General features: G+C 71.5%; 13 protein-coding genes. 8 read left to right on the top strand and 5 right to left on the bottom strand.

All coding sequences use genetic code 11. The features are described 5' to 3' along the window. The 4 genes from ACO03V_RS16105 to ACO03V_RS16090 form a co-directional block, all read left to right on the top strand. Positions 1 to 465, top strand: a 465-nt coding sequence (locus ACO03V_RS16105; protein WP_423138341.1) for a DNA/RNA endonuclease G, incomplete at its 5' end; no start/stop codon positions are given. Continuing rightward, positions 465 to 1,052 carry a hypothetical protein gene (locus tag ACO03V_RS16100; RefSeq protein WP_367734408.1) on the top strand — a complete coding sequence of 196 codons (588 nt, stop codon included), beginning with the start codon at positions 465 to 467 and terminating at the stop codon, positions 1,050 to 1,052. The genes ACO03V_RS16105 and ACO03V_RS16100, both read left to right, overlap by 1 nt. Positions 1,053 to 1,071: 19 nt before the next feature. Continuing rightward, positions 1,072 to 1,773 (top strand): Asp23/Gls24 family envelope stress response protein, encoded by a 702-nt coding sequence (locus ACO03V_RS16095; RefSeq protein WP_423138340.1) that lies wholly within the window; start codon positions 1,072 to 1,074, stop codon positions 1,771 to 1,773. Beyond that, a complete protein-coding gene (locus ACO03V_RS16090; protein WP_423138339.1) occupies positions 1,770 to 2,174 on the top strand; it encodes an MFS transporter permease in 405 nt (134 codons plus the stop codon). The genes ACO03V_RS16095 and ACO03V_RS16090 overlap by 4 nt, the downstream gene beginning before the upstream one ends. A gap of 32 nt (positions 2,175 to 2,206) precedes the next feature. Here the strand turns inward: ACO03V_RS16090 and ACO03V_RS16085 are convergent, their stop codons facing one another. Next, a complete protein-coding gene (locus tag ACO03V_RS16085) occupies positions 2,207 to 3,085 on the bottom strand; it encodes an SDR family NAD(P)-dependent oxidoreductase (protein WP_423138338.1) in 879 nt (292 codons plus the stop codon). 52 nt (positions 3,086 to 3,137) lie between these two features. On the opposite strand from ACO03V_RS16085, the gene ACO03V_RS16080 reads away from it, so the two are divergent. Further along, positions 3,138 to 3,758: a TetR/AcrR family transcriptional regulator gene (locus ACO03V_RS16080; RefSeq protein WP_423138337.1), complete on the top strand. Its 621-nt coding sequence runs from the start codon at positions 3,138 to 3,140 to the stop codon at positions 3,756 to 3,758. Positions 3,759 to 3,804: 46 nt separating this feature from the next. On the opposite strand, the gene ACO03V_RS16075 is transcribed toward ACO03V_RS16080, so the two are convergent. The 4 genes from ACO03V_RS16075 to ACO03V_RS16060 form a co-directional block, all read right to left on the bottom strand. Beyond that, complete coding sequence (locus ACO03V_RS16075) at positions 3,805 to 5,244, bottom strand: NAD(P)/FAD-dependent oxidoreductase (RefSeq protein ID WP_423138342.1); 1,440 nt, start codon at positions 5,242 to 5,244, stop codon at positions 3,805 to 3,807. A 22-nt stretch (positions 5,245 to 5,266) separates the two neighbouring features. Then, positions 5,267 to 6,586, bottom strand: coding sequence for an aspartate aminotransferase family protein (locus tag ACO03V_RS16070; RefSeq protein WP_423138336.1), 1,320 nt, complete (start codon positions 6,584 to 6,586; stop codon positions 5,267 to 5,269). A gap of 32 nt (positions 6,587 to 6,618) precedes the next feature. Then, positions 6,619 to 8,133: a CoA-acylating methylmalonate-semialdehyde dehydrogenase gene (locus ACO03V_RS16065; RefSeq protein WP_423138335.1), complete on the bottom strand. Its 1,515-nt coding sequence runs from the start codon at positions 8,131 to 8,133 to the stop codon at positions 6,619 to 6,621. Between the two features lie 120 nt (positions 8,134 to 8,253). Next, the gene (locus tag ACO03V_RS16060) at positions 8,254 to 9,429 is read right to left on the bottom strand and encodes a 4-hydroxybenzoate 3-monooxygenase (protein WP_423138334.1); all 1,176 of its coding nucleotides are present in this window, start codon (positions 9,427 to 9,429) and stop codon (positions 8,254 to 8,256) included. 281 nt (positions 9,430 to 9,710) lie between these two features. On the opposite strand from ACO03V_RS16060, the gene ACO03V_RS16055 reads away from it, so the two are divergent. From ACO03V_RS16055 to ACO03V_RS16045, 3 genes are read left to right on the top strand one after another with little or no spacing between them, the layout of a single operon-like run. Continuing rightward, entirely contained in the window at positions 9,711 to 10,127 is a 417-nt protein-coding gene (locus ACO03V_RS16055) for an ATP-dependent DNA ligase (protein ID WP_367734450.1), read from the top strand. A 55-nt stretch (positions 10,128 to 10,182) separates the two neighbouring features. Further along, a complete protein-coding gene (locus ACO03V_RS16050; RefSeq protein ID WP_423138333.1) occupies positions 10,183 to 10,878 on the top strand; it encodes an SGNH/GDSL hydrolase family protein in 696 nt (231 codons plus the stop codon). Positions 10,879 to 10,937: 59 nt separating this feature from the next. Then, positions 10,938 to 11,063, top strand: coding sequence for a hypothetical protein (locus ACO03V_RS16045; RefSeq protein WP_423138332.1), 126 nt, complete (start codon positions 10,938 to 10,940; stop codon positions 11,061 to 11,063). The last annotated feature ends 285 nt before the right edge of the window (positions 11,064 to 11,348 follow it).

Here is an 11,348-nt window from a genome sequence, read left to right as displayed (position 1 = left end):
ATCGTCCTGACCCTCACCGGCCAGAACCCCCTCCTGATCGCCCCCGGCCCCGCCCTCCAAGCCGCCGTCGACGCGCCCCAGGCCCTCATGCCCGTCGCCTTCATCCTCGGCGGCGCCGTCCTCGCGGTCATTTCTCTCATCGTGCTGGTCGTCGCCGTCGCGCCGGGACGCCTCTCGCGTCACGAGATGACGCGTGGTGTGAACCGCGCGGTCGTCGTCGACAACGGGGTCATCGCCTCCGCCCTCGCGCAGCACCTCAGCAACGAGTCCGGCATCGCCCGCGATGACATCGAGGTCGGGGTCGCGCACCGGTCGGTTGACGTCACGGTGCGCCCGCCTGTCGGCATCCCTGTCGACGAGTCCGAACTGCGCCGCATCGTCGACGCGGAGATCGGCACCTACGAACTCGTCCCACGCGTGACCACCCACCTCCGCATCACGCGTCCGAACACCGAGGAGTCCTGATGAACGCCACACGGCGCGGCCTGAACCGCTTCCTCGTCCTCCTCTTCGGGGTCGTGCTCCTCGGGGTGAGCGCCCTCCTCCTCGCCGTCGGTCTCCTGCCCGGCGGAACCGATGCCTGGACCTCCGTCGTCGGCGGGTTCCAGGGCTGGCTCGTCGGCATCGGCCGCGAGAGCGCCGGGTGGGGCGCCGTCGCCGCGATCACCGTCCTGGCGATCATCCTCATCGTCATCGCCGCCTCCGCGATTCGCGGTCGTCGACCGGCACCGCTGCAGTCGACCGGCAGCGAGAGCACGGAGGGCCGGATCACGATCACCGACGGCTTCGCCTCGCAGGCACTGAAGAACGCGTTCGACGGACGGGACGAGATCCTCTCCGCCCGCGTCACCTCGGGCGAGGTCCGCAAGGAGTCGGTGCTGCACGTCGCGATCACCCCGCGGCAGAACACGTCCCCGCGGGAGGTCGCCGAGTACGCCGACACCTTGGTGAGCAACCTCGCCACCCTCACGGGCCGTGACGTCCGCACCTTCATCTCCATCCATTCGGGCCTGCGCGCCAAGCTGGCGCACGACAACACCCGCGTGAACTGATCCCCGGGAGGATCGCACCATGACCACCACCACCGCCCGCACCACCCTGGACGACGCCGCCGTCGCCATCTCCGACGCCGCCGCGAACGTCGACGGCGTCCACGCCCTCGGCGGAGTCCTCATGCGAGCCGCCGACGCGGTGCGCCAGCGCATCGGTTCGACGACCTCCGCACCGGGCGTCAAGGTGGACCAGGACCGATCGGGACACGTCACCGTGGCCGTCTCCGTCGTCGTGGAGTACCCCCACAAGATCCGCGACGTGGCGGACGCGGTCCGCGACGCCGCGCGGACCGTCGCCGCAGAGCTCGGCTCCGACAGCGTCGCCGTCACCGTCACCGTCACCGACGTCTTCGGACCGTTCGACACCGATCCGGTGGAGGCGGGCCAGGATGCCGTGGACGACGCCCTCACGGCGGCCGGTGACGCCGTGGACGACGCGGCCACCGCGACGCGCGAGGCGGCGGACGATGTCACATCGGCGACGCGCGAGGCGGCGGACGACGTCGCATCGGCGACGCGGCGGGCGGTCGACGAGGCGGCCGAGGAGGACGGCAACGCTCGCCGCCGGTCGACGGCGGCCGATGCCGACCCCGACGCCGCTTCGAACAACGACGCGGCGGATGCGCACGACGTCGTCGCGGACGCCCTCGACGAGGTCACCGACGACATCGCGGCGGCGGCCGATGACGCACGCGACCGCGCGCGTCGATCGGGCGCATGAGGACGGTCTCCCGCAGCACGCGACGGCCCCGTGGAGTGTTCATCGCCGCGGGCGTGGGCGTCGTGCTCGCGGTCCTCATCGGCCTCGGCCTGTTCTTGCCGCTGACGGGATTCCTCGCCGCGACGACGGCCGGAACCGCCGGGCTGATCCCCTTCCCCGTGGTGAGCGTGACGGTCGTCGCTCTCCTCGGCATCCTGCTGGTCGCCGGCGCGCTGCTCCTGGCACTGACCCGTCGGCGGGCGGGGTCCGCCTGGGTGTTCGCGGTGCTGGCCGTTCTCCTGAGCCTCGCGGTGACGGTCTACCCGCTCGTCGCCGTCGCCGTCGGTTCCGCCGACCGCGCGGGCGACACCGGGCCGCTCATCGTGGACCTCTGGACACGGCTCACCGGCGGCGGCGCGTAGCCGTCGGCCCTCACACCCCTCGAGGGCGGGGATCAGCGACGCGCGTCCGCCGCCGTCAGCTGCTCCGACGCGGCCCACAGCGCCGCCCCGAGCTCAGGGTCCCGGGCTTGTGCCGAGCTGCCGATGACCTCGGCGCCCCCGCGCATGTGCATCATGCGCTTCGGCCCGACGAAGGTGCCGCCGGGCAGGTCGCCGGATGCCGCGAGCAACGACGGCAGCGCCCCGTCCTCTGCGCTCTGGCCGAACACCGGCAGCAGACGGTCCCAGACATTCGGACGCTCCCCCACGGGGCGGTCGTAGATGGCCGTCCGCACGAGTCCCGGGTGCGCCGCCAAAGCCCGGACGGGCGATCCGGAGCGGCGCAGACGCCGGTCCAGCTCGTAGGTGAAGAGCAGATTGGCGAGCTTGGAGTCGGCGTAGGCCCGCCCGGAACGGTAGGCACGGCGACGCCAGTCGAGGTCGGTGAGATCCAGCCGCCCCATGCGCTCCGCCTGCGACGCGACGGTCACGACGCGGTCCGTGATCCGCGGGAGGAGCAGCGTCGTCAGGAGGAAGTGGCCGAGGTGGTTCGTCCCGAACTGGAGCTCGTGCCCGTCCGCGGTTCGCTGCAGGTCCTTCGACGCGACGCCGGCGTTGTTGACGAGGATGTCGATCTGCTCGTCGGTCTCCGCCGCGAACGCGTGAATCGTCTCCTGCCGCGCGAGATCGAGCCGACGGACCCGGTGGAACCCCCGCACCCCGGGCAGGGCGGCCGCCACGGCGCGCCCCTTCTCGACGTCGCGGACCGCGAGGATGATCCGCGCCCCCGCGTCAGCCAAGGCCACGGCGGTTGCCCGCCCGATGCCGCTCGTACTTCCGGTGATGACGACGGTGGTGTCGGTCCCCGCGCGACCGGTGCTCTCAGGGGCCATGACGTTCAATGTAGACATTGTCTACATTGCTGTCAACGTCTAGCCTGGGCGGATGACCGAGGCGGCGCGCTCCTATCACCACGGGTCGCTCCGCCAGGAGCTCGTCCGCGAGGGTCGTGCGCTCCTGATCGAGCACGGTCCGCAGGCGGTGACCGTCCGCGAGCTCGCCCGGCGCGTCGGCGTCAGCCACGGAGCGCCCCTGCGGCATTTCCCGGACCGGGATGCTGTCCTGGATGCCATCGCGGCCGACGGCTTCGACGAACTTCGTGACGAGCTGGTCGCGGCCAGCGGCCCGGAGGACTTCCCGTCGCGCTTCGCCGCGTACGTGAGGGCGCATGTGCGGTTCGCCCACCGCAACGGACCCCTCATGCAGCTGATGTTCGCGACCCCCGCGGGGGGCACGCGCCCTGAGCGCGAACCGGCGGCGCAGACCTCGGCCGCCCGCTTCTTCGCGCTGGGAGCGGAGCTCCTCGGTGAGAAGGATCCGGACGCGCTGGGGCCGCTCCCCTATCTGCTCGCCGCCACCACCGAGGGCATCAGCGCCCTCACCGCGGCCGGGCGGATCCCCGCGGACCGTCTGGACGAGATCGTCGACGCCGCCGTGCAGATGCTCCTCCCGCTCGCCCTCCGGCAGATGGGCGACGCCGAGCCCACGGGCGAGCGCGACGCCTGACCCGCGCCGGGCCTCGACCGGCTCCCCCTGACGGCCGGAACGGCGATCAGGAGTCGAAGCCCACGCCGAACAGGCCGGCGAGACGAAGGAGGAGGCCGTCCTTGCCGCCGTTCCGGTCGGACCGGGCGACCGCCCGCCGCATCAGCTGGATCAGCGGGAAGGCGAACGGTTCCGGCGGGATCGGCACCGGCAGCCGGCGCGACATCCGCAGGCGGGTCCGTTCCGTGTCCCGCCCCTCGAGCAGGTCGAGCATCACCTCGGCGCCGAAACGCGTGGCCCCGAGCCCCAGGCCGGTGTACCCGGCGCTGTAGGCGACTCGTCCGTTCTTCGCCGCGCCGTGGAAGGCGACGAGCTGCGTCGACATGTCGATCGCGCCGCCCCATGCGTGCGTGAACCGAACCCCGTCGAGCGGCGGGAAGGTGAGGAAGAAGTGGTCGGCGAGCCGCTCGAACGTCTCCCGGCGCTGGTCCTGCGACGGGCGGACGCGTCGTCCCCGGTGGTAGACGGCGTCGTATCCGCCCCACAGGATCCGGTCGTCCGCCGTCTTGCGGTAGTAGTGGAACTCGCGCGACGAGTCCGCGATGCCGTGTCTCCCCGTCCACCCGATCGCGGCCAGCTGTTCGGCGGACAGGGGCTCCGTCATGAGGACGTAGTCGTAGACCGGTACGGTGAACAGCCGCAGGGCCGGGAGGAGCGACGGGAAGACGTTCGTCGCCAGGGCGACCCGGCGGGCGCGGATGACACCGTCCGGCGTGGTGACCTCCACCCGCCCGCTCCGCGGCGCACGCAGCCCCGTGGCCCGGGTGTGCTCGTGGATCCTCACCCCGAGCTTCTCGGCGACCCGCGCGAGACCGAAGGCGAGCTTGGCCGGATGGACGTAGGCGTGCTCGTCGCGGGTCAGCAGGCCGGCGCGGTACACCGGCGACGACGCGTACGCGTCCAACGCCTCCCCCTCGAGGTAGTCGCCCCCGCCGTCACGTGCGGCGTCGCGGAGCCCCGGCACCTGGTGGGGCTCCGTGGCGACCGTCAGCATGCCGGTCTCCTCCCACTCGGCGTCGATGCCGTAGCGCGCGATCGTGTCCCGCAGGGCGGTGAAGTTCTCCGTCGCGAGCCGGGCGAGCACATCCCGCTCGCGGGAGAAGTGCAGGGCGCCGTTCTCCTCGCCGTGGGTCAGGCTCGCCTCGACGAACCCGCCATTACGGCCACTGGCGGCCCACCCCGTGCGAACGGCCTCGATCAGCACGACCTCCCGCTGCGGGTCGCGTTCCTTCGCGATGATCGCGGTCCAGAGGCCGCAGAACCCGCCCCCGACGATGAGCAGGTCGGTCTCGCGCGCGCCCGCCAGGGGCGGATGGGGCATGGGGCCCGGCACATCGTCCAGCCAGAACGGCATCGGCGCGGCATCCTTCAGGGACTCCTCGATGCGGCGGGGGTCCGTGCGCGGACGATGGCCGTACGCGGTCGGCGGGATGCGCTCCCGCCGCATGGCACGCCCCCGCACCACGCGCTCAGCCCTCGTGCGCCCGGAGGACGTCGGCGAGCACGTCGAGCCCGCGATGGGCGTCGGCGTCCTCGATCACGGCGGGCGGTACGACGTGAACGCGGTTGTCGGCGAAGAACCCGAGAACGCCCCGGTCGAGCATCGCGGCCTTGATCGCCCCCATGTCCGCGGCCGCCAGCGGCGCGCGCGTCACCGGGTCCGCGACGAGCTCGACGGCCCAGAAGACCCCGCGTCCGCGCACCTCGCCGACCAGCGACGACTCCGCGGCGAGCGCCTCCAGGCGGGGCCCGATGACCTCGGCGCCGATGCGACGCGCGTTCTCGACGATGCCCTCGTCCGCCATGGCCTGCTGCGCGGCGACGATGGATGCCGCGGCGAGCGGGTGTCCGGAATAGGTCAGACCCCCGGGGAAGACGCGGTCGTCGAAGACCGCCGCGATCGGGTCGGAGATGACCACGCCGCCCACGGGGACGTATCCGGAGTTGACCCCCTTCGCGAAGGTGATGACGTCGGGCCGGACGTCGAACGCGTCGAACGCGAACCACTCGCCGGTGCGGGCGAAGCCGGCCATCACCTCGTCGAGGATGAGGAGGATGCCGTAGCGGTCGGCGATCGCGCGGACGCCGGCGAGGTACCCCGGCGGCGGGACGAGGACGCCCGCGGTGCCCGGGATGGTCTCGAGAAGAAAGGCCGCGATGGTGTCCGGACCCTCGGCCTGGACCGTGCGCTCGAGATGCCGGAGGGCGCGCTCGCATTCCTGCTCCGGGGTCTCGGCCCAGAACTCCGAGCGGTACAGGTAGGGCCCGAAGACGTGGACGTGACCGCGGGAGTACTCGTTCGGCATCCGTCGCCAGTCACCGGTCGCCGTGATGGCCGCTCCGGTGTTGCCGTGGTACGAGCGGTAGTGCGACACGATCTTGTCGCGCCCGGTCGTCAGGCGGGCCAGGCGGATGGCGTTCTCGTTGGCGTCCGCTCCGCCGTTGGTGAAGAACACCTTCGAGAAGCCCTCGGGTGCACGCTGCAGGATGAGCTCCGCGGCGTGCGCGCGGACGTCGTTGGCGTGCGCGGGCGCGACGGTCGTCAGGGTCGCGGCCTGCTCCTGGATCGCCGCGACGACCCGGGGGTGCTGGTGCCCGATGTTGACGTTGACGAGCTGGCTCGAGAAGTCGAGGTAGCGGCGGCCGTCCTCGTCCCACACCTCGACGCCGGAGCCGCCCGCGAGGGGCAGCGGGGCCAGCGCGCGCTGCGCGGACCACGAGTGGAAGACGCTGCGGCGGTCGCGCTCGCTGACGGACGCGTTGCGGGGGGTGTCCAGGGGCAGGGCCATGGGGTGCTCCGTTCTGTGGCGGGCGGACGCGATCAGGCGTTCTGGGGGAAGCCGAGGTTGATGCCGCCGTGGGTGGCGGGGTCGAGCCAGCGGCTGGTGACGGCCTTCTCACGGGTGAAGAAGTCGAAGCCGTGGGTGCCGTACGCCTTGGCGTCTCCGAACAGCGACTTCTTCCATCCGCCGAAGGAGTGGTACGCCACCGGGACGGGGATCGGCACGTTGATGCCGATCATGCCGACCTGTACCTCGTTCTGGAACCGGCGGGCGGCACCGCCGTCGTTAGTGAAGATGGCCGTGCCGTTGCCGAACTCGCCGCTGTTGATGAGGGCGAGCCCGTCCTCGTAGGACGCGACGCGGACGACCGACAGGACGGGACCGAAGATCTCCTCGGTGTAGGCGCGGGAGGTGGTCGGCACCGCGTCGAGCAGCGTGGGCCCGAAGAAGAAGCCGTCCTCGTGCCCGTCGACGGTGAATCCGCGACCGTCGACGACGACGCGGGCTCCGTCGGCCTCGGCGGTGTCCACGTACGACGACACCTTGTCGCGGTGCGCGGCGGAGATGAGCGGGCCCATGTCGGGCTCGTCGGCACCGGCGCCGTTGCCGATGCGCAGCGTCGCGATGCGCTCCTGGACCTTCGCGACGAGCGCGTCGGCGACCGGCTCGACGGCGAGCACGACCGAGATGGCCATGCACCGCTCCCCCGCGGCACCGAATCCGGCGTTGACGGCGGAGTCGGCGACGAGATCCAGGTCGGCGTCGGGCAGGACGAGCATGTGGTTCTTCGCCCCGCCGAGCGCCTGCACGCGCATGCCGTTCCGGGCCGCCGTCTCGTAGATGTACTGCGCGATGGGGGTGGAGCCCACGAACGAGATGGACTGGACGACCGGCGACGCGAGCAGGCCGTCGACGGCGACCTTGTCGCCCTGGAGCACGGTGAACACCCCGTCCGGCAGGCCCGCCTCCTTCCACAGGCGCGCCACCCAGAGGGATGCCGACGGGTCCTTCTCGCTGGGCTTGACGACGACGGCGTTGCCCGCGGCGAGGGCGATGGGGAAGAACCACATCGGCACCATCGCCGGGAAGTTGAAGGGGCTGATGATCCCCACGACGCCGAGGGGCTGCTTCAGGGAGTACACGTCGACCCCGGTGGAGGCGTTCTCGGAGTACGCGCCCTTGAGCAGGTGGGGGAAGCCGGTGGCCAGCTCGACGACCTCCTGCCCGCGGAGGATCTCGGCCATGGCATCCGATCGGACCTTGCCGTGCTCCGCGGTGATGATCTCCGCCAGCTCGCCCTTGCGGGCGTTCAACAGCTCGCGGAAGGCGAAGAGAACGCTCTGCCGCCGGGCGATGGAGTAGCCGCTCCACTCGGCGAACCCGCGCTCGGCCGAGGCGAGGGCCGCGTCGACGTCCGCCTGGTCCGCCAGGGCGACGTGCGCCTGCACGGCGCCGGTCGCGGGGTTGTAGACGGGAGCGGTGCGGTCCCCGGCACCGGTCGTGGCGGCGCCGTCGATCCAATGCGCGATGACGGGGAGCTCGTTGTCGGTCATGTGCCCAGTAAAGACGCCGTACCGCGGGCCGCAGACTGCCATCTCGTCCAGGGGGCGGGCGCGGCGCCGACACTTCGTCGTGCTGCCTCAATCAGACATAAGGGGTCGTGATGCCGTGCATCACTCGTCCAGCGGCCATCCGCAGTAGCCCTCCGAGAGGTAGGCGCGACCCGCGGCGGACTCGACGAGGCTGCGCAGCTCGCCCCGCTGCCGGCCGCGATCGAACCCCGACGCGTCCGGGGCGGTGTGCAGCATCGTCGTCATCCACCAGGAGAAGTGCTGCGCCTTCCAGATGCGGCGCAACGCCCGCTCCGAGTAGGTGTCGATGAGGCGCTCGTCGCCGTCGAGGAGCAGCGTCGCCAGGGCGTCCGCGAGCAGACGGACATCGGCGATTGCGAGGTTCATGCCCTTCGCCCCCGTCGGGGGCACGGTGTGGGCCGCGTCGCCGACGAGGGCGACGCGGTCGCGGCGGAGCTCGCCCGCGACGAAGCTGCGGAAGCGTAGGACGTCGCGCTGGAAGATCGGACCCGTCTGCAGGACCGTGCCCGGGACGCGTTTCTGCAGCTCGCCCCAGATCTCGTCCTCCGTCAGCGCGGCGATGTCCGTGTCGGGATCGCACTGGAAGTACATGCGCTGGACGGCCGGGGAGCGCTGGCTGACGAGCGCGAAGCCGTCGGGCGAGTTGCTGTAGATCAGCTCGTCGGCGCTCGGGGGCGCCTCGCACAGGATCCCGAACCAGGCGAACGGGTACTCCCGGAAAAAGCCGTTCTGATGGTCGCCGGTCACGGCCGAGCGCACGACGCTGCGCGATCCGTCGGACCCCACGACGAAGTCCGCCTCGATCTCGACGGCGACGCCGTCCGCGTCACGGGCGTGGACGCGCGGCCGGTCCCCGCCGTCGACGCCCTCGACGTCCACGCCGAACCGTAGGTCCTGTCCGCCGGCGAGGCGCGCGGCCACGAGGTCCCTGAGCACCTCGTGCTGCGGATACAGCCACACGGCGCGCCCCACGGACGCGGCGAAGTCGATGCGGTGCTGCTCCCCCTCGACGTGCAGCTCGATGCCATCGTGGCGGCGACCGACGGTTCGCGCCCGCGAGTATTCGCCGATCGCGTCCAACAGCTCGACCGTGCCCTGCTCCAGGATGCCGGCGCGGATCGTGCTCTCGATCTCGTCGCGCGAGCGCTTGTCCAGCACGATCGAGTCCACGCCCGCCCGGGCCAGCAGGTGGGACAGCATCAGTCCGGCGGGGCCGGCACCCACGATGGCGACGCGGGTACGGACGGTGGGGGTCATGGCGTCTCCTTCGACGACGGGTCGGGACGATGCTGACGGATGCCGCTGCGTCCTGGCAGCAACATTCCCGATGATCGAGATCGAACCGCGCCACCGGCGAGGCCCCTCCTACCCCCGTGACGTCTTCCACACCCGGCCACGGAACGCAACTCCTGCGCTCCTTCGGCGCACCCCTTGCCGCGGGCGGCTCGGCCGAGGACTCTGGGGAACACGGTGACCGTCGGCGACGTCTTCGCCGTCCCCTCCGGGACACGTCGCCACGGCATCCTGGGGAGGCCCGCATGGGGAAGTTCATCGTGGAGACGCTGGTCAGGGTCGAGTTCGAGGACCGATTGCTGAGTCACCTCGAACGCGTGATCACGACGAAGTTGAGACGGAACGAGTCGTTCACGTTCAGCTGGAAGGACGACATCAGCATCGGCGGCGGGCGGACGACGATCTGGCTGCATCCCAACTCGAACATCCTCTACAAGTTCCACGGCTCGCGGACGCCGCACATCAACCGCGCCTGGGTGCAGGCCCTGACGCTGACGGCGGCGGGACCGCAGGGTCTCCATGTCGTCCCCGAGCCCGCCGACACCTGGCCGGAAGCGGAGACGCGGGAGCCCATGACGTTCCAAATGGCGCCGGATGCCGAGCAGCACCTTCCCTCCCACGGGCCCGTCATCGTCGCGTCGGAGAAGCCCGCAGACGGCTGAGACCCGCCCCTGCCGATCGACCCCGGGCCCCGGGGGCGCGGTCGAGAATGGTCCTATGCGCCGCGTCCGGACAGTCCTGCTCGCCTCGGCGCTCGTCGCAGTGCTCAGCGCATGCACCCCGACGCCGGCGACGCCGCCGCCGGTGGAGGCCGGGGGCGAGGACCGCCCCGTCGTCGCCTTCTACGGGGACTCCTACACCCGCGGCACGGGGGCCTCGTCGCCCGACCTCCGCTGGTCGACGATCATCTGCACCGATCGCGGGTGGACCGAGATCAACCGCAGCGAGAACGGGCTCGGCTTCGTGAACCGGCGGGACCGCATGGGGGCCGGCCTCGACGACATCCCCGCGCAGATCATCGCCGACGACCCGGACATCGTCTTCGTGACGATGGGCCTGAACGACAACTTCAGCTACGACGCCGCCGCGGATCGGATCCGCGCGACGATCGACCGCGACCTCACCCGGCTCGACACGGAGCTCCCCGACGCACGCATCATCGTCGTCGAGCCGTTCTGGTACACGGCGGAACGACCCGCGTCGGTCGACGTCATCATCGGATGGGTCCGGGACGCGGCCGCCCGGATCGACGCCGACTGGATCCCGGGTGCCAGCCGGTGGCTCGACGGGCACTACGCGGGCTCGCCCGAGGACTGGATCGCCGCGGACGGCCTGCACCCGAACGACGCGGGCTATGCCGAGTTCGCGACCCGGATGGATGCCGCGCTCCGCGCGCTCGACCCCCCGCTCTAGCCGGGGCCGCGCCGTCCATCCCCGACCGCCACCGCGGTTCAAGCGCCGTGGAACGAGCGGTGCGCTTCTCCGAGGCGAACATCACCCGGCCCCTCACTGTGCACGACATCGCCGCAACGGCGGGAGTCAGCGTGCGGACCCTGCAGCAGTCGTTCCGCGCCGAGCGCGAAGAGACCCCCACCTGAGCACCGCCAGGTGTATGTAGCCGAATACACATTCGGTCAGTGATCCGCAATCCCCGCGTGACGAAAGTTGGACCCGGTACGTCTTAGGTCTGTAGGCGATCACCGCCTCCCCCGGACCGTCCGGGGACCAGCGTGAAAGGAATCCGAGATGGCTACCGACACCACCACCCCCACCCCCCAGTCCGGTTCGCGCGTGAACCGCCCCACCCGCGGCTCGGAGGCCCCTGCCGCGGGCAAGACGACGATCGCTGATGGTGTGGTGGGCAAGGTCGCGGGTATCGCGGC

The organism is Microbacterium sp. HMH0099 (genome assembly GCF_049384025.1).
GTDB lineage: Bacteria > Actinomycetota > Actinomycetes > Actinomycetales > Microbacteriaceae > Microbacterium.
The sequence above is the reverse complement of the archived record's forward strand: the minus strand, read 5'-3'. Positions and strand labels throughout refer to the sequence as shown.